Origin of the sequence: Luteibacter jiangsuensis (assembly GCF_011742555.1) — a bacterium.
GTDB lineage: Bacteria > Pseudomonadota > Gammaproteobacteria > Xanthomonadales > Rhodanobacteraceae > Luteibacter > Luteibacter jiangsuensis.
The window spans coordinates 383,936-401,370 of the sequence record NZ_JAAQQR010000002.1; the positions used below are offsets into that span (position 1 = coordinate 383,936).

Here is a 17,435-nt window from a genome sequence, read left to right on the forward strand (position 1 = left end):
ACTCCCTGGAGGAAAGTGCGCCAAGCATAGGTCGACGGAGCGTCTGTCGCGATGCCCCTCGCCCGGGGCATGCCGATGCAGGCCGGCCGATGGGCACGACCGGAACCGCGGCTCACAGCCCCGCGGCGTGCCTTGCCAGCTTCCGCTTCAAGGGGCCGAACATGTCGACGGCCCTGACCCCAAAGCCGCGTGCCGCCACCAGGGGCGGCGCCTGCCACGCATAAACGCGGGCGAGCGCGTCAAACGACCACGCATCCAGGCCGTCCGCGCTGCGGCGGCGACGAGCGTAACGGCGCAGCACGTGCGCGGCGGCGATGTCGCGACCCAGGTCCCGGGCATGCACCAGGGTGTCGCGCAGTTCCACCACGTCGCGCAGGCCCAGGTTCACCCCCTGCCCGGCCAGCGGATGCACCGCGTGCGCCGCGTCGCCCAGAAGCACGAGACGATCGGCGTCGTACCGGTCGGCGAGCCGGAGACGCAACGGGAACGCGGCTCGCTCCGTCGTTCCCGTAATGGGACCGAGGCGGAAATCGCTTGCCACCCCCAAGGCGTCGCGAAATCCCTCGTCGTCCAGGGCCAGCACGCGCGACGCCTCGGCGTCGGGCAGCGACCAGACGATGGAACTGCGACCATCGGCCAGGGGAAGCAGGGCCAGCGGCCCCGTCGGAAGAAAACGCTGCCAGGCGGTACGTTCGTGCGGCCGGGCCGTTTCCACATGCCCGACGATGGCCCGCTGCGCGTAGTCGCGCCCATGGGTGCCGATGCCAGCCATCGCTCGCAGGGGCGACGCCGCGCCGTCGGCCGCGACCACGAGGCGCGCCGACACTCCCTGGCCGTCGGCCAGTTCGAGTTGTGCGCGATCTTCCCGCTGCGTCAGGCCCACCACTTCGGCGGGAACGATCCGGCGCACGCCTGCCTCGTCGAGCGCATGCCACAGGCAGGCCTGCACCAGTGAGTTCTCGACGATGTAACCCAATACGTCGCGACCGTCGTCGGCGGCGTCGAAACGAATCGTGGCGCCGCTTTCCGCGTCCCAGACCTCCATTCGTTCGTAGCCGGACGCACGCGCGGAAGCAACGGCATGCCAGACGCCCAGATCGTGCAGCAGGCTGACGGACGATGCCGCAAGGCCGACCACGCGCAGGTCCACCTCGTTTGCCACAGCCCAGGGCGCGGGTTCGCGCGCGTCGACGAGGGCGGTGGAAAATCCGGCGCGGGCAAGCGCCAGCGCGGCCGCCGCGCCCACCATGCCACCGCCGACCACCGCCACGTCGAGCACATGGCCGCGCCGGCGCGGTGCCGGATCGTTCCAGGCGTCGCTCATGGTGTCTTCTCCAGTACGGCCAGCGGCGCATTCGGACGGAATCCCATGCCACGCCGGGCCAGGGCGTGCCGCAATGGCGGAAGCCGGTCGAGGGCCAGCATCGCCACCGACCGCAATGGCCCCAGTAGCGGCTGGTCCATGCAAGCGAGGCGCACGAGGCCATGGCTCATTGCCATGGTGCCTTCGCGGTCGGGCGTGCGGCGACGGACATATTCCGCCAGCACGGCCGCATCGCCGGGATCGTGTGCCGACACCGCCAGCTCGGCGAGGGTGAGGGCGTCGCGCAGCCCGAGGTTGAAACCTTGCGCACCGATCGGATGAATGGTCTGTGCCGCATTGCCCACGAGCACGGCGCGGGTCGACGTCAACGATGTCGCCGCCACCCGGCGAATGGGATAAGGCACACGCTTGCCCGGCCGGCTCAGTCGGCCCAGGCGCCAGCCGAAACGTTCCTGCACCAGCGCCGCGTACGCGGCGTCGTCGAGCACGGCGACCGCGTCCGCCCGACCGGCATCGACGGTGAGCACCACACCGACCCGTCGGTCAGTAAGCGGCAGGACCGCGACGGGCCCGTGGTTGGTGAAGCGTTCGAACGCCCTGCCCTGGGGATCGCGCTCCGGGGTCATCGTGGTGACGAAGAGGGCCTGTTCGTAATCGTGTTCGTGGACGCCGATGCCAAGCTGCGCGCGAACGACGGAACCCGTTCCGTCCGCGCCGACCAGTAGAGGCGTCGTCATGTCCCGCCTGTCGCTTCCGCTGGATACGCTTACCGCCCAGCCGTCCGCCGTGGGTGCTATGGACTCCACGCGCGCAGGCGCCATGCGAACGAGATGCCGGCAGCTGTCGAGGCGCCGCAGGAGACCAGCGCCCAGTTCGCGCGCCGGCAAGGTCCAGCCAAGCGCATCCACGCCCTCGGTGGCGGCGTCCATGCGCACGCTGCCGAAGTCGCCGGCGCGACTCGTATGGATGTGACGGATGGGCGTGGCGCGCTGCCTGACGTGATCCCATACGCCAATGGCGTCCAGGCCGTTCACGGTGGCCCGGGAAAGCGCGAGGTTGCGCTCGTCGTAGCTGGGCTGCTCACCGATACGGGGCGCCGACGCCTCGACAAGTACTGCCGGCAGGCCCGCCGTATCGAGCGCGATGGCGAGGCTGGCGCCGACCAGGCCCCCGCCGACGATAAGGATGGGTTCGGACTGGCTCATGCGCGAATCATACGCCCGTGCCGTCGGGCACAACCGGACTCGACCGCCGCGGCACCGGCGGCAATTGGTCACAGTGCGCTGGCGACCGTCTAGAATCCGCGGATGGGTAACCGACTTTCGAAGATCTATACACGCACCGGCGACGATGGCAGCACGGGCCTGGGCGATGGCAGCCGCACCGGCAAGGACTCCCTCCGCGTCGCGGCCTACGGCACGGTGGACGAACTGAACAGCGCCATCGGCATGGTGGTCGCGGCGGATGGCCTGGGCGACGACATTCGCGAGGCGCTTCTCCAGATTCAGCACGAACTGTTCGACCTTGGCGGGGAGCTTTGCATCCCCGGCATGGCGATGATCCAGGCGAAGGACATCGATCGCCTCGAAGCCGTATTGGACGGCTTCAACGCCGACCTTCCGGCATTGAAAGACTTCATCCTCCCCGGCGGCGGCATCGCTGCCGCCACCTGTCACCTCGCCCGCACGATCTGCCGCCGCGCCGAGCGCGAGGTGGTTGCGCTGGGCAGGGTAGAGGACATCCGCCCCGAGGCCCGGCGTTACCTGAACCGCCTTTCAGACTTGCTCTTCGTCATCGCCCGGGTGATCGCACGTCGTAGCGGCCACGGCGAGGTGCTTTGGGAGCACGAACGCCGCCCGCGCGGGTAAGGCGGGAACACTGCCGGGCGCCCCGCCGGTGTAAGCTCGCCAGGCCGGTGCGGCCATGCGGACCGCGCCTTTCAGGGAATCATGCTCATGGGCGACGTGCCATCGTGCGGTGGGGCTGGCGATTCTGCTAAGTTGGCGGCCTTTCGACCGGATAAGACATCGCCCGTGACGTCACGCATCAGCATCCTGCCTAAACGCCGCCTGCTGGCGACCGCCGTCGCCTTCATCGTTTCCGGCTACGCCTTCGAGGCGCCCGCCCAGAGTGCGCCGACGCAGGGGGAAACACGCGCCGTGGCTCCCGCCGCCCCGGTGGCCGCGGAGACCTGCCCGCTGGGCTCGTTCATCTGCCCGCCCCGCCCGGTCAGCTATGCGCTGTGCCGGCCGAACGCGATGCTCGATTTCTACGAGCCGTCGATCACCAAGGACAGCTCTCTGCGCGAGACCGCGGTGACGGACATCCATTCGGGTATCGACGACGGCAATCAGGCGGGCGTGAAGGTCGAAAGCCCGGAGCCGAACGTCTACCACATGACCGGTGGCGTTCGCCTGGAGCGCGCCGACCAGGTGCTGCGCGCGCAGGACGTCACCTATAACTCCGACTCCACCGCGTACGACGCGCGCGGCGACGTGAAGTATCAAGAAGCCGGCATGCTCGTGTCGGCCGACCGCATGACCGGCACCACTACGCCCAATCAGGGCGATGCCTATAACGTCCGTTACCAGCTGCTGCAATCGCGCGGCAACGGCGTGGCCGACCATGCGAAAGTGATGGACCCGCAACATGGCAGGTTCACCCTCGCCAGCTATTCCACGTGCGACGTCGGCAGCCGCATGTGGGAGTTCCGCGCGAAAACGATGAACCTCAACAAGGAAACGGGTGTCGGCGAGGCGCGCAGTGCCACCATGCGCTTCAAGGGCGTGCCGTTCATGTACCTGCCCTACTTCACGTTCCCGCTGGACGACCGGCGCAAGAGCGGCTTCCTGTATCCGACGTTCGGTTCGAGCAGCCGTTCCGGCCTGTTCCTCAACCTGCCGTATTACTTCAACCTGGCGCCGAACTACGACGCCACGATCACGCCGGGCTACTACAGCGATCGCGGTTTCATGCTGGGCGCCGAGTTCCGTTACCTGCTGCCGCGCTCGAACGGTACGTTCGACGTGAGCTATATGGCTCGCGACAGAGGCCCCGACGATGACGAGAGCGGCACCAGCGACCGCGACGGTTCCAAGCAGCGCTACTTCGTCCACATCACCAACTCGACCAACCTCGGCAACGGCTTCAATTTCGGTGCGAACATCAACCGCGCATCGGATAACCAGTACTTCCGCGACTTCAGCAACGACCTCTACCAATCGGCGATCGGCATCCTTTCGTCCAGCGCTTATGTCACGAAGGGGGGCAAGTACTGGAGTGCCGCCCTCGGCGCCGACGACTACCAGAACGTCGACGCCGGGTTGCCCAACTACGTCGTACCGTATCGCCGCTGGCCACGCGCCACGTTCAATCTGGATGCGCCGGTGAACGACTGGCTCGACGTCGGTGTCGACAGCGAGGCCGTCGCGTTCCGCAAGGTCGACCGCGCGCCAGTATCCGGAACCTTCCCAGGCCAGGTCGACGGCAACCGCCTGGACCTCGCCCCCTATCTTGCTGCGGATTTCTCCGGTGCGTCCTGGTTCGTCCGCCCGCGCGTCGAATATCGCTACACCGATTACCGCCTGGATTCGGATTTCCGCAGCTTCAACTACACGAAGCAGAGCCCGTCGCGTTCGGTGCCCATCGGCAGCCTCGATGCCGGGCTGATCTTCGACAAGCACGTCAATCTGTTCGGTAGCGACTACACCCAGACGCTCGAGCCGCGCATCTATTACCTCTACGTGCCGTACCGGAATCAGAACGATCTTCCGACCTTCGACACCAACGTGATGTCGTTCGACTTCTGGCAGCTGTTCACCACGAACCGCTTCTCCGGCGCCGACCGGCAGATGGACGCGAACAACCTCACAGCGGCGCTGACCACCCGCCTTCTTGACGACAGCGGCGTGGAGCGGCTTTCCGCCAGCGTCGGCCAAATCAAGTATTTCAGCGACCAGAAGGTGCAGATGCCGGGCGTGGCGCCCACCGACTTCTCCAGGTCGGACTACGTGGCCCAGCTCGCTATCCAGCTCAACGACAAGTGGCGCTTCAACAGTTCGTATCAGTGGAATCCGAACAAGCAGCAGAGCCCATACCTGAACGACCAGGGCCAGTTGTTCCAGCAGGGCCGCGATACGGATCTGGCCACCGTCCAGTTGCAAAGGCGCATCAAGGGCGACGGCATCGTCAACTTCTCGTACCGGTACCGCCGGAATGTCATGGAACAATTCGACACGTCCGTGGTCTTTCCTGTCTCGGAAAGGTGGCGCGCGCTGGCTCGCTGGGTCTTCGCCCGCCGCGACGTCCTACCCGTGACCCTGGACAATGGAGCCACCTTCAGCGCCTTCACCTTCTCCCATCGCACGCTGGAGGCCGCGGCGGGCGTGGAATACGACAGCTGCTGCGTGGCCTTCCGCGTGCTCGGCCGGCACTACGTGCACGACTACCTGCGGAAGACCGACAACGCGATCATGTTCGAGGTTGAATTCAAGGGCTTGGGCTCGCTCAACCCGCAATCGGGCGCCTACCTGCGCCGTGCTATCCTTGGCTATCAATAAATGGGGCAGGTGCCCCGGGCTCCCTATTCGATGAAGCAGATCCTCGCGTATTCCCTGCTCGCCGCCTCCTTCCTGGCGGCCGTGCCTCCCGCCCACGCCCAGCTGATGCCTTCGGCCCAGCCCACCCCGGGCAACATGAGCGTCGGCAACGGCTCGCTCGACCGCATCGTGGCGGTCGTGGAGGAAGACGTCATCCTGCAGAGCGAGCTCGACGAGGCCATCAACGCCATCGTGCGCCAGTACGCCTCCAACCCCGGCCAGTTGCCGCCGAAGGACGTCCTGGCCCGCCAGGTGCTCGACCGCCTGATCCTCATGCGCCTGCAGGTCCAGCGCGCCAACGACCAGGGTATCCGCGTGTCCGACCAGGACATCGACCAGGCCGCCGGCAACGTGGCCCAGCAGAACAAGATGAGCCTCGACCAGCTGCGCGCCGCGGTGGAACAGGACGGCTTCAGCTACGCGGCGTTCCGCCAGCAGCTGTCCGACCAGCTCATCGCCCAGAAGCTGCACGAGAGCGTGGTCCGCGACCAGGTCACCGTCACCGACGCCGAAGTGAACAACCTGCTCGCCAGCCCCACCTACAAGGCCGGCGAAGTCCACCTGGCGCACATCCAGATCAGCACCCCGGCAGGCGGCGGCGCCAACGACATCGCGCAGGCCCAGGCCAAGGCGGAGGAGGCGATCAAGGCCATCAAGGGCGGCATGGATTTCAATGCCGCGGCCATTCGCTTCTCCGACGCGCCCGACGCGCTCGACGGCGGCGACCTCGGCTGGCGCCGCCTCGACGAAGTGCCGCCCGCCTTCGCCGACGCCGTTGCCACCCTCAAGCCCGGCGAGACCACCGCCGCCCTGCGCGGCCCCACCGGGTTCCACATTCTCAAGCTGGTGGACACGCGCCAGCCGGGCCGGCAGATCGTCACCGAGTACCACGCCCGCCAGATCCTCATCAAACCCTCGGAAATCGTCACGCCCGAGCAGGCCGAGAAGAAGGCTCAGGATCTCTACACCCGAATCGTCGACAAGAAGGAAGACTTCGCGAAGCTGGCCAAGGACGAGTCCAAGGACACGACCACGGCCAACAACGGCGGCGACATGGGCTGGTTCGCGAAGGACGCCTGGGGCCAGGCCATCGGCGCGCAGATCGACCAGTTGAAGGACAACGAGGTGTCGCACCCCATCCAGACCGACGCCGGCTGGATCGTGCTGCAGCGCCTCGGCTCGCGCCAGAGCGACCTCACCGATCAGCTCCAGCGCGACCAGGCCCGTCAGGCCATCGGCAACCGCAAGGCCGACGAAGCCTACGAGAACTACCTCCGCGAACTGCGTTCGACCTCGTTCGTCGATATCCGCGTGCCGGAATTGAAGGACCCGGACGACAAGCAGGCTTCGGCCACGCCGTAAGCCCATGGACGCGACCACCCTGCCAAGGCTCGCCGTCACCGCCGGTGAGCCTGCCGGGGTGGGGCCCGAACTGGTCGCCCGCCTCGCCGCAAGCGATTGCGCCGCCGACCTCGTCGCCATTACCGACAAGGCACTCCTGCGGCGCGCCGCGTCCGCGTCCGGGGTCGTGCTCGACATCGTCGACGACGACGGCAAGCGCATCGCCTCGCGACCACCGGGTCGGATCAGGGTCCGCCACGTACCGCTCGCCGTTGCGGAATCCCCGGGCCATCCCGATCCCCGCAACGCGAGGCACGTCCTGGACATGCTTGCCCTGGCCGCCGACGGCTGTCTGGCCGGCGAGTTCGACGGTGTGGTCACCGGCCCCGTGCAGAAATCCAGCATCAACGACGCCGGCATCCCGTTCAGCGGCCACACCGAGTTCTTCGCGGAACGCGCTTCGGCCGAGGTCGTGATGATGCTTGCCGGGCCTCGCCTTCGCGTTACCCTGGCCACCACGCACCTTCCGCTGTCCGCCGTACCTTCGGCCGTGACGCCTGCCCTGCTCGAACGCACGCTTCGCATCGTCCGCACGGCGCTGGCGTCGCTGTTCGGCATTCCGCAGCCGCGCATCGCGGTGCTGGGGCTCAATCCGCACGCCGGCGAGGGCGGGCATATGGGGCACGAAGAGATCGACACCATCGTGCCCGTGCTCGAGCGCCTGCGTGCGGAGGGCATGGAACTGCTGGGCCCCCTGCCCGCGGATACCGCCTTCGTTCCCGCCATGCGCGATCGCTACGACGCCGTACTGGCCATGTATCACGACCAGGCCCTGCCGGTACTGAAGAGCGAAGCGTTCGACAGCACGGTGAACGTGACCCTCGGCCTCCCCTTCATCCGTACGTCGGTGGACCATGGCACCGCGCTGGACCGTGCCGGCACCGGCACGGCGAACCCGGCCAGCCTGTTCTCGGCCACCCATCTGGCCATGGATCTCGCCCGGCAGCGCAGGCAGTCATGAACGCACGTCCCAAGAAAAGCTTTGGTCAGCACTTCCTCCATGAGAAGCGCTACATCGACCGCATCGTCTCGTCCATCTCGCCGAAGGACGGCGACACGCTCGTCGAAATCGGTCCCGGCGAGGGAGCGATGACCCTGCCGCTCCTGGCCGTGGCCAAACGCATGACGGCCATCGAACTCGACACCGACCTCATTCCCGGCCTTCAGCAGCGCGCGGCGGCGATCGGCGACCTGCGGATCGTCCACTCCGATGTCCTGAAGGTCGACTTCGGCGCACTTGCGGCCGAACTGGGTGCCGAGCGCCTGCGCATTGCCGGCAATCTGCCCTACTACATTTCGAGTCCCATCCTGTTCCATTGCGTGGAGCACGCGGCCGCCATCCAGGACATGCACTTCATGCTCCAGAAGGAAGTGGTGGACCGCATGGCGGCCGAGCCCGGCAGCAAGGTGTACGGCCGGCTCAGCGTGATGCTCCAGCTGGCCTGCCGGGTAACCCCGCTGTTCACGGTTCCGCCGGGGGCGTTCCGGCCGCCGCCGAAGGTCGACTCCGCCGTGGTGCGGCTGGTGCCTCTGCCGGTGGACCAGCGTCCCGCGGGCGATCCGGCGAAAATTCACGCCGTCGTGAAGGCGGCGTTCGCGATGCGCCGCAAGACGCTCGCGAACACCCTGAAGGGAATGATCGACGAAGCTACCATCCGCGCTGTCGGTATCGACCCGAGGGCGCGGGCCGAAACGCTGGCGCCCACGGACTTCGTGAAGCTTGCGAACGTGATGTAAGCGCGGTTTCGGGGCACACTTGCCCACCCCCTCCCCGTCCCCGACAATCCCTACATGAATTCCAAAACCCCCTACACGATCGACGTGGAGGTCGAAACCCGCTTCGTTCCCGACCAATCGCAACCGACGGATAACCGTTACGTGTTCGCCTACACGATCACGCTACGCAACGTCGGCCAGACCGGCGCCCAGTTGCTGACCCGGCACTGGGTCATCACCGATGCGAACGGCAAGGTCGAGGAAGTTCGCGGCGACGGCGTCGTCGGCGAGCAGCCGTGGATGCGTCCGGGCGATTCGTTCGAATACACCTCCGGTGCCGTGCTGGAAACGGCAGTGGGCACCATGGAAGGCAGCTATCGCATGGTCGCGGACGACGGCACGCACTTCGATGCGCCGATTCCCACATTCGTGCTTTCGATACCGCGCACGCTCCACTAGGATCGGAACATGGACTGCGCGCATGCCGGGAACGGCCACAAGAGCACACCTCTGGAGCACACGGGCTGATGGCCGTCTATGCGATCGGCGACGTCCAGGGCTGCTATCCGGAACTCCAGCGCCTGCTGGAAAAGCTCCGCTTCGATCCCTCCGCGGACAGGCTCTGGTTCTGCGGCGACCTGGTGAATCGCGGCGGCGAATCCCTCGCCACGCTGCGGCTCATCCATTCGCTGCGCGATCAGACTGTCATCACGCTCGGTAATCACGACCTGTCGCTCCTCGCGATCGGCCAACGCCGTGAGGATGCACAGGCGAGGGTGAATGCCGAACTCCGCGAAGTGCTCTTCGCCGACGACGCACCCGTGCTGCTCGAGTGGCTGCGCATGCAGAAGCTGCTGCATCACGACGAGGAACTTGGCTGGACCATGATCCATGCCGGGCTCGCACCGATGTGGACGCTACGCCAGGCCCAGCGCGCCGCCCTCGAGGTCGAACGCGAACTCGGCGGCCCTCGCCACCAGCGTCTGCTCAAGAACCTGTTCGGCAACCGTCCGCCGGGCTGGAACAATCGTCTGCAAGGCGTGGAGCGCCATCGCGCCACGATCAACACGCTCACGCGTATGCGCTACTGCGACGTGAACGGACGCATCGACTTCGAGGGCAAGGGCGTGCCCGGCACGCAAAAGCCTGGCCTCTACCCCTGGTTCGAGGTACCTGGCGTGCGCCGCCGCGAAACGAAGATCGTCTGCGGCCACTGGTCCGCACTGGGCCGCTTCGCGGGCCTCGGCGTCTACGCCATCGATACGGGATGCGTGTGGGGCGGCCAGCTTACCGCCATGCGTCTCGACTCGCCCGAGCCGGCCTACATCACGGTGGACGCCGAGCCCTACCGGCAGAAGCCCAAGGGCGGCGGCGATTGATACCCATGAAAAACCCGCCTTTCGGCGGGTTTTTCATATCAGCTGAGCTGTCCGTGGCAGTGCTTGTATTTCTTGCCCGAACCGCAGGGGCACGGGTCGTTGCGACCGACCTTCGGTCCGTCGCTGAGCACCGGCGCCACGGCGGGCGCCGCAGTGGCGTTGCCGTCACCCTGCCCCATGGCTTGCGCGTCGGCGTGCTGGAACTGCAGCCGCTGCGCCTCCGCCATGCGCTGCTGCTCCGCTTCCATCGCGAGCACTTCCTCCTCGCTGCGGATGCGGATGCGGGCCAGCATCTGAACCACTTCGCCCTTGATGCGGTCGAGCATCTCGGCGAACAGTTCGAACGACTCGCGCTTGAACTCCTGCTTCGGCTGCTTCTGCGCGTAACCGCGCAGATAGATGCCCTGGCGCAGGTAATCCATGCTGGCCAGGTGTTCCTTCCAGGCGTTGTCGACGACCGACAGCATCACGTGCTTTTCGAGCGAACGCATCGTCTCGGCACCGACCTGGGCTTCCTTCTCGGCAAACATGGCGTCGACACCCTCGCGCACGTGCTCGAGGATCGCATCGGCGTCGGCGTCCTGGCGGCCTTCCAGCCAGTGGGCCACGTCCAGGCGCAGGTTCAGTTCGCTCGCCAGCTCGCGGTCGAGACCGGGGATGTCCCACTGGTCGTCGATGCTGTCGGCGGGCACGTACTTGCGCACCAGCGCGGTCACCACGTCCTGGCGGATGTCGACGATCATGTCGGAGATGTCGTCGGTTTCCAGCAGTTCGTCGCGCTGCGCGTAGATCACCTTGCGCTGGTCGTTGGCGACGTCGTCGAATTCCAGGAGGTTCTTGCGAATGTCGAAGTTGTGCTGCTCGACCTTGCGCTGCACCTTCTCGATCTGGCGCGTGATGAGGCGGTCTTCCAGTGCCTCGTCTTCTTTCATGCCGAACATCTGCATCCAGCGGCCGATGCGCTCGCCGCCGAAGATGCGCATGAGGTTGTCCTGCAGCGACAGGTAGAAACGGGACGAACCCGGATCGCCCTGACGCCCGGAACGGCCGCGCAGCTGGTTGTCGATACGGCGGGATTCGTGTCGCTCGGTACCGATGATATGCAGGCCACCGGCGGCCAGCACCTGCTCGTGGCGCTTCTTCCAGTCGTCGCGCACCTTCTGGCGTTCCGCGTCGGACGCACCTTCCGGAAGAGCGGCCAGGGCCGCTTCGAGGCTGCCGCCCAGCACGATGTCGGTGCCGCGGCCGGCCATGTTCGTCGCGATGGTGACGGCGCCCGGCGCACCGGCCTGGGCGACGATGTGCGCTTCGCGCTCATGCTGCTTCGCGTTCAGCACCTCGTGCGGGATGCCTTCCTTGCGAAGCAGGCCCGACACCAGTTCGGACACGTCGATCGACGCCGTGCCCACCAGCACGGGCTGGCCGCGCTCGTGGCATGCCTTGATGTCGGCGATCACCGCCTTGTACTTGGCCTCCGGGCCAAGGAAGACCGAGTCCGGGTTGTCCACGCGGATCATCGGCTTGTGGGTCGGGATGACGACCACTTCCAGGCCGTAGACCGTCTGGAACTCGTAGGCTTCCGTGTCGGCCGTACCGGTCATACCGGCCAGCTTCTTGTACATGCGGAACAGGTTCTGGAAGGTCACCGTGGCGAGTGTCTGGTTCTCGCGCTGGATGGGCACGCCTTCCTTCGCTTCCACGGCCTGGTGCAGGCCGTCGGACCAGCGGCGGCCGGCCAGGGTGCGGCCGGTGAACTCGTCGACGATGATGACTTCGCCGTCGCGCACGATGTAGTCGACGTCGCGCTGGTAGATGGCGTTCGCACGCAGGGCCGCGTTCATGTGATGCACGACGGCCAGGTTCTTGGAATCGTACAGGCCGCTGTCGGGGTCGATGACGCCCGCGTCGCGCAGCAGTTGCTCGGCGTGCTCCATGCCCTCTTCGGACATGTGTACCTGCTTCTGCTTCTCGTCGACGAAGTAGTCGCCGGGGCCGTCTTCCTTTTCCTGCCGGGTGAGATGCGGCACGACCTTGTTCACCGCGATGTAGAGCTGCGGGGAATCTTCGGCCGGGCCGGAAATGATGAGCGGCGTGCGCGCCTCGTCGATCAGGATGGAGTCGACCTCGTCGACGATGGCATAGTGCAGGCCGCGCTGGTTGCGCTGCTCCTTGCTGAGCGCCATGTTGTCGCGCAGGTAGTCGAAGCCGAATTCGTTGTTCGTGCCGTAGGTGATGTCGGCCTGATAGGCGCTGCGCTTGTCGGCGTGGTCCATGCCGGGGTACACGACACCGACGGTGAGGCCGAGGAAGTTGTACAGCTTGCCCATCTGCGCCGAGTCGCGCCGTGCCAGGTAGTCGTTCACCGTGACCACGTGCACGCCCTTGCCTTCCAGCGCATTCAGGTACACCGGCAGGGTACCCACGAGGGTCTTGCCCTCGCCCGTGCGCATTTCCGCGATGCGGCCGGAATGCAGCACCATGCCGCCGATCAGCTGCACGTCGTAGTGACGCATGCCGAGCACGCGCTTGGCGGCTTCGCGGGTGACCGCGAAAGCCTCCGGCAGCAGCTTGTCGAGCGTCTCGCCGGCGGCGAGGCGCTGGCGGAATTCTTCGGTCTTGCCGCGCAGGGCGTCGTCGGAAAGTTTCTCGAACTCCGGCTCGAGGGCGTTGATGCGCTTGACCGTCTTGGACAGGTCGCGCAGTACACGCTCGTTACGGCTGCCGAAAATACTCGTCAGGGCACGATTGAACATCGATCATCCGGATCTGAAACGAAAAGGTTGCCGGACAGCCGATGGCCGGCCGGCACGAAGGGACGATCATACTACGTGCGTCCCGGGCTTTCCTCGGGGTGGCGGCTTCGGGGCCCGGATTCAAGCCCGGTTCCAGCCCGTCAGCGGTGGCTGCGCACGTATGCCAGGGGGTTCACCACCCGGTCGTGGTACCAGACCTCGAAATGGACATGGGAGCCGGTGGAACGGCCGGTGGAGCCCGCCTTGGCGATGGCGTCGCCTACCCTGACCCGTTGCCCCGGATGCGCGAGAATGGCGCTGTTGTGGGCGTAACGGGTCATGTAGCCGTTGCCGTGGTCGATTTCGACGACATTGCCATAGCCGCTTCGCTGACCCGCGAAGGTGACCATGCCTTCGGCGACGGCCGTCACCGGCGTGCCTTTCGGCGCGGCGATGTCGATGCCGGTGTGCCGGGCCGCGTGGCCGCTGAACGGGTCGGGGCGGCCACCGAAATAGGACGAGATATAGCCGTTCACCGGCATGCCGGTGGGGCGCAGGCTCGACTCGATGCTGCGATCCATCAGCATGTCGCTCAGGGCCTCGAGCTGGGCCTGTTGGGAATCGAACTGGCCGGCAAGGCGGTCGATGCTTTCGCCCAGCGAGGCCGGCAGCGTGTAGGCGGAGGAGTCCGTGGTCAGCTCGGGGCCGCCCTGGGGGGGCTCCTCGTCGAAGTCGAACTCGCCGTCGTCGAGCTTGCCGACCTGGGTCAGTCTCTCTCCCAGCGCGTTGAGACGAATGGACTGCGCCTGCAACTGGCCCAGCTTCACGGCGAGTGCGTCGAGATCGCGCTGGGCGTCGCGCTTGATTTCCGCCACACGCGCGTCCTGGTCACCGACCTGCTGCTTCAGATGACCGATATCGCCAAGCGCTGCCGCCTTCGGGCCGGCTACGGTCAGGGCAAGCCCCGCGCCGACACCGGCGATGCCGAGGAAACCCGCCAGGGCGACCGCCACGACCTTGCAGCGCAGGCGCCGGCAGGTCAGGTCGATCGTTTTCGGCCCTTTCTGGCCGCGAGACACGAGTATGATCTGCATACGTTCCACATCGAATAGTCAAAGCCGGCCCATGCCACCGCCGCCCAGTCCGTCCCGCCGCTCCACCCACGGATTGAAGTCCGTCGCGGAGGTCGGGCCCGTCGCATCGCTGGCCCAACGGGCCCGCGAACTCGACCGCCTGGACCGCCAGCTGCGCGCGACGCTGCCATCGCCGTTATGCGATCAGGTCCGCTTCGCGGACCTGCGCGACGGCAGGCTCGTCTTCCTTGCGCCCTCGTCGGCCTGGGCCTCGCGGGTGCGCCTTTACCAGGCGCAGATCCTCAAGGCCGCCCGCGCCATTGGCGCGAAGGCCCACTCGGTTGCCGTGAAAGTGGCCCCCCTGCCGCCTGTGGAAGTCATCCCCGACCGGCACAAACCGCTTTCCGCTTCGGCGGCCCGCCACCTGCGGGGCGCCGCTGCGTCACTCTCCGACCCCACATTGCGGGATCTGTTCCTGTACCTGGCCTCCCAGGCCGAAAATTCAGAATAATCCTATACTTGGAGCCGCCTCCGAAGTCCGTAAGCACATACGGACCGGCGAAGGTGGCGGACTTTATAGCACGCATCAAGCGCGTGAACACCGAAAATGTACATAAAGTTCACGGGGCGTGATTCGGTTCACATGCGTTGTGGAAGCACCGGCGACAAACGCAAAAAAGCCGCGACAAGTCGCGGCCTTTCGGTTTTCACGGAGTGCCGGGAGGCTTAGACAGCCTGGGCCGGATGGGCGTAGGAGATCGGGGCCTTCGCCGGATCCTTGAAGCTGACCTCTTCCCAAGCCGTGGCGTCGGCCATCAGGCTACGGAGCAGCTTGTTGTTGAGTTCGTGACCCGACTTGTGCGCGGAGTAAGCGCCGATCAGGCTGTGGCCCAGCATGTAGATGTCGCCGATGGCGTCGAGGATCTTGTGCTTGACGAACTCGTTGTCGTAACGGAGGCCGTCTTCGTTCAGCACGCGGTAGTCGTCCAGCACCACGGCGTTGTCCATCGACCCGCCGAGGGTGAGGTTACGCTCGCGGAGCATCTCGATGTCGCGCATGAAACCGAAGGTGCGCGCACGGCTGACTTCCTTGACGAACGACGTGGTCGAGAAGTCCATCTCGGCCTGCGAATTGCGCTTGTTGAACAGCGGGTGGTCGAACTCGACCGAGAAGCCCACCTTGAAGCCGTCGAACGGCTCGAGCTTCGCCCACTTGTCGCCGTCCTGGACGATGACGGGCTTCTTGATGCGGATGAAACGCTTCGCGGCATCCTGTTCCTCGATGCCAGCGGACTGGATGAGGAAGACGAAAGGACCGGCACTGCCGTCCATGATCGGCACTTCCGGCGCCGACAGATCCACGTAGGCGTTGTCGATACCCAGACCGGCCATGGCCGAGAGCAGATGCTCGACGGTAGAGACGCGAACGTCGCCGTTGATCAGCGTGGTGGAGAGACGCGTGTCGCCGACGTTCTCCGGACGCGAATGAAGTTCGACGGGCGGATTGAGGTCGGTACGGCGGAATACGATGCCCGTATTCGGCGCCGCGGGACGAAGCGTCATGTACACCTTGTCGCCGGTGTGGAGACCGACGCCCGTGGCGCGAATGATGTTCTTGAGCGTGCGCTGCTTGATCATGTTGGGCAGAACCTTGTGGCAGCAGCCTTAAGTGGCGCACATGCTAACACAGTCTTAACCTCGGAATAAACAAACCGGACGGTACAGTCTACCATTGGCTTCACTGTTCCTTCAGCAACTTTCGAGAGCCATTCTCATTTAGCCTGCGACTGATCTTCCGTCCTTTCAATCACTTGCAAGTGATTGATATCACGAGCGGGTTTTCCGAGGGACAGTAAAGCACCCACCGCCCGGACGGGTGGGCGGCGGGTGGCTCCGGGCGGCTCCAGCGTCATGCCGGATCGCCCTCACGTTTTCCTTAACGTGTCTTGCGTGAGTGCCGGTCAGTCGGCCTGGCGGCGCAGGAACGCGGGAATGTCGAGGTAGTCGATGGCCGGCTCGGCATTCTTCTGCGGCTGTGCCGGTTCCGAACGGACCGTCGGTGCCACGTCGGCGGCGTAATCCACCACCTCGTTGCCGGTACCCGTGCGCAGCACGACCGGACGCGGGCGCTGACGCATTTCCACCTGCTGCTGCACCGGCTGACGTACGGGCTGCTTGGCGGCCACGCCGCGGTTGAGGCCCGTGGCCACCACGGTGACGCGAACGTCGTCCTGCATTTCCGGGTCGAGCGAAGTGCCGATCACCACCGTCGCGTCTTCCGATGCGAAGTCGTGGATGACCCGGCCGATTTCGTCGAACTCGCGCATGGTGAGGTTCGGTCCGGCGGTGACGTTCACCAGGATGCCGCAGGCACCGGACAGGTTCACGTCCTCGAGCAGCGGGTTGTTGATCGCCGCTTCGGCCGCCGCCTGAGCGCGGTCGTCGCCGCGGGCGGTGCCCGAACCCATCATCGCCATGCCCATTTCGCTCATGACGGTGCGGACGTCGGCGAAGTCGACGTTGATGAGGCCCGGCGCCGTGATCAGGTCGGCGATGCCCTGCACCGCGCCCTGGAGGACGTCGTTGGCAGCCTTGAACGCGTTCAGGAGGGTGACTTCGCGGCCGAGCACCGAGAGCAGCTTCTCGTTAGGCACGGTGATCAGGGAGTCCACGTGCTGGGACAGATCCTCGATGCCCTTGAGTGCCACCTGCATGCGACGGCGACCCTCGAACGGGAACGGCTTGGTCACGACCGCCACGGTGAGGATGCCCTTCTCCTTGGCGAGCTGCGCCACCACCGGTGCGGCGCCCGTGCCGGTGCCACCGCCCATGCCGGCGGTAATGAAGACCATGTCGGCGCCTTCGAGCATTTCCTCGATGCGCTCGCGGTCTTCCAGCGCGGCCTGGCGGCCGACTTCCGGATTCGCACCGGCGCCCAGGCCCTTGGTGACGTTGCCACCGAGCTGAAGGTGCGTGCGCGAGGCGCAGCTCTTCATGGCCTGCGCGTCGGTGTTGGCGACGACGAACTCGACGCCCTCGATGTTGGAATTCACCATGTGAGCCACGGCGTTACCGCCGCCGCCGCCCACGCCGATGACCTTGATGACCGCATTCGGTGCCAGTTTTTCGATCAGTTCGAACATTTCCCGTCCTCCGCAGAACTTTTGTTTTATTGGTTTATGTCCCATGGTCGACTCCTTGTCGGCCGTGGG

At 66.0% G+C, this 17,435-nt stretch carries 14 protein-coding genes; 8 read left to right on the top strand and 6 right to left on the bottom strand.

The window, feature by feature from the left end; all coding sequences use genetic code 11:
* Positions 1-112 precede the first annotated feature (112 nt).
* Positions 113-1,324 (bottom strand): FAD-dependent oxidoreductase, encoded by a 1,212-nt coding sequence (locus HBF26_RS05370; RefSeq protein ID WP_167123840.1) that lies wholly within the window; start codon positions 1,322-1,324, stop codon positions 113-115.
* Positions 1,321-2,529 (bottom strand): 2-octaprenyl-6-methoxyphenyl hydroxylase, encoded by a 1,209-nt coding sequence (gene ubiH, locus HBF26_RS05375; RefSeq protein WP_167123842.1) that lies wholly within the window; start codon positions 2,527-2,529, stop codon positions 1,321-1,323. The genes HBF26_RS05370 and ubiH overlap by 4 nt, the downstream gene beginning before the upstream one ends.
* Positions 2,530-2,631: 102 nt before the next feature.
* Here ubiH and HBF26_RS05380 point away from each other — a divergent pair, with 102 nt between their 5' ends.
* The 7 genes from HBF26_RS05380 (at position 2,632) to HBF26_RS05410 (ending at position 10,418) form a co-directional block, all read left to right on the top strand.
* Entirely contained in the window at positions 2,632-3,192 is a 561-nt protein-coding gene (locus HBF26_RS05380; RefSeq protein WP_167123844.1) for a cob(I)yrinic acid a,c-diamide adenosyltransferase, read from the top strand.
* A gap of 165 nt (positions 3,193-3,357) precedes the next feature.
* Complete coding sequence (locus tag HBF26_RS05385; protein WP_338039633.1) at positions 3,358-5,883, top strand: LPS-assembly protein LptD; 2,526 nt, start codon at positions 3,358-3,360, stop codon at positions 5,881-5,883.
* A gap of 30 nt (positions 5,884-5,913) precedes the next feature.
* Positions 5,914-7,284 (top strand): peptidylprolyl isomerase, encoded by a 1,371-nt coding sequence (locus tag HBF26_RS05390; RefSeq protein ID WP_167123849.1) that lies wholly within the window; start codon positions 5,914-5,916, stop codon positions 7,282-7,284.
* A 4-nt stretch (positions 7,285-7,288) separates the two neighbouring features.
* On the top strand, positions 7,289-8,284 hold the full coding sequence (gene pdxA / locus HBF26_RS05395; RefSeq protein WP_167123850.1) for a 4-hydroxythreonine-4-phosphate dehydrogenase PdxA: 996 nt from the start codon (positions 7,289-7,291) through the stop codon (positions 8,282-8,284).
* The gene (gene rsmA, locus HBF26_RS05400; RefSeq protein ID WP_167123852.1) at positions 8,281-9,060 is read left to right on the top strand and encodes a 16S rRNA (adenine(1518)-N(6)/adenine(1519)-N(6))-dimethyltransferase RsmA; all 780 of its coding nucleotides are present in this window, start codon (positions 8,281-8,283) and stop codon (positions 9,058-9,060) included. Before pdxA ends, rsmA begins: the two co-directional genes overlap by 4 nt.
* Before the next feature lie 54 nt (positions 9,061-9,114).
* Positions 9,115-9,498, top strand: coding sequence for a Co2+/Mg2+ efflux facilitator ApaG/CorD (gene apaG / locus HBF26_RS05405; protein ID WP_167031522.1), 384 nt, complete (start codon positions 9,115-9,117; stop codon positions 9,496-9,498).
* Positions 9,499-9,566: 68 nt separating this feature from the next.
* Positions 9,567-10,418, top strand: coding sequence for a symmetrical bis(5'-nucleosyl)-tetraphosphatase (locus HBF26_RS05410; protein ID WP_167123854.1), 852 nt, complete (start codon positions 9,567-9,569; stop codon positions 10,416-10,418).
* Between the two features lie 38 nt (positions 10,419-10,456).
* On the opposite strand, the gene secA is transcribed toward HBF26_RS05410, so the two are convergent.
* Both secA and HBF26_RS05420 read right to left on the bottom strand, forming a co-directional pair.
* Positions 10,457-13,171, bottom strand: a complete 2,715-nt coding sequence (secA, locus tag HBF26_RS05415) for a preprotein translocase subunit SecA (protein WP_167123856.1) — start codon at positions 13,169-13,171, stop codon at positions 10,457-10,459.
* A gap of 140 nt (positions 13,172-13,311) precedes the next feature.
* On the bottom strand, positions 13,312-14,244 hold the full coding sequence (locus tag HBF26_RS05420) for a M23 family metallopeptidase (protein WP_167123858.1): 933 nt from the start codon (positions 14,242-14,244) through the stop codon (positions 13,312-13,314).
* A gap of 31 nt (positions 14,245-14,275) precedes the next feature.
* Here HBF26_RS05420 and HBF26_RS05425 point away from each other — a divergent pair, with 31 nt between their 5' ends.
* Positions 14,276-14,734, top strand: a complete 459-nt coding sequence (locus tag HBF26_RS05425; RefSeq protein WP_167123860.1) for a DciA family protein — start codon at positions 14,276-14,278, stop codon at positions 14,732-14,734.
* Positions 14,735-14,949: 215 nt separating this feature from the next.
* Here the strand turns inward: HBF26_RS05425 and lpxC are convergent, their stop codons facing one another.
* The gene (lpxC, locus tag HBF26_RS05430) at positions 14,950-15,861 is read right to left on the bottom strand and encodes a UDP-3-O-acyl-N-acetylglucosamine deacetylase (protein ID WP_167031507.1); all 912 of its coding nucleotides are present in this window, start codon (positions 15,859-15,861) and stop codon (positions 14,950-14,952) included.
* 323 nt (positions 15,862-16,184) lie between these two features.
* Positions 16,185-17,366: a cell division protein FtsZ gene (ftsZ, locus tag HBF26_RS05435; protein WP_167123862.1), complete on the bottom strand. Its 1,182-nt coding sequence runs from the start codon at positions 17,364-17,366 to the stop codon at positions 16,185-16,187.
* Between the last annotated feature and the right edge of the window lie 69 nt (positions 17,367-17,435).

Excerpts from the sequence above, each read along its gene's own strand:
- HBF26_RS05370 (WP_167123840.1), bottom strand. The coding sequence starts at position 1,324 with ATGAGCGACGCCTGGAACGATCCGGCACCGCGCCGGCGCGGCCATGTG.
- ubiH (WP_167123842.1), bottom strand. The coding sequence starts at position 2,529 with ATGAGCCAGTCCGAACCCATCCTTATCGTCGGCGGGGGCCTGGTCGGC.
- HBF26_RS05380 (WP_167123844.1), top strand. The coding sequence starts at position 2,632 with ATGGGTAACCGACTTTCGAAGATCTATACACGCACCGGCGACGATGGC.
- HBF26_RS05390 (WP_167123849.1), top strand. The coding sequence starts at position 5,914 with ATGAAGCAGATCCTCGCGTATTCCCTGCTCGCCGCCTCCTTCCTGGCG.
- pdxA (WP_167123850.1), top strand. The coding sequence starts at position 7,289 with ATGGACGCGACCACCCTGCCAAGGCTCGCCGTCACCGCCGGTGAGCCT.
- rsmA (WP_167123852.1), top strand. The coding sequence starts at position 8,281 with ATGAACGCACGTCCCAAGAAAAGCTTTGGTCAGCACTTCCTCCATGAG.
- apaG (WP_167031522.1), top strand. The coding sequence starts at position 9,115 with ATGAATTCCAAAACCCCCTACACGATCGACGTGGAGGTCGAAACCCGC.
- HBF26_RS05410 (WP_167123854.1), top strand. The coding sequence starts at position 9,567 with ATGGCCGTCTATGCGATCGGCGACGTCCAGGGCTGCTATCCGGAACTC.
- secA (WP_167123856.1), bottom strand. The coding sequence starts at position 13,171 with ATGTTCAATCGTGCCCTGACGAGTATTTTCGGCAGCCGTAACGAGCGT.
- HBF26_RS05420 (WP_167123858.1), bottom strand. The coding sequence starts at position 14,244 with ATGCAGATCATACTCGTGTCTCGCGGCCAGAAAGGGCCGAAAACGATC.
- HBF26_RS05425 (WP_167123860.1), top strand. The coding sequence starts at position 14,276 with ATGCCACCGCCGCCCAGTCCGTCCCGCCGCTCCACCCACGGATTGAAG.
- lpxC (WP_167031507.1), bottom strand. The coding sequence starts at position 15,861 with ATGATCAAGCAGCGCACGCTCAAGAACATCATTCGCGCCACGGGCGTC.
- ftsZ (WP_167123862.1), bottom strand. The coding sequence starts at position 17,366 with ATGTTCGAACTGATCGAAAAACTGGCACCGAATGCGGTCATCAAGGTC.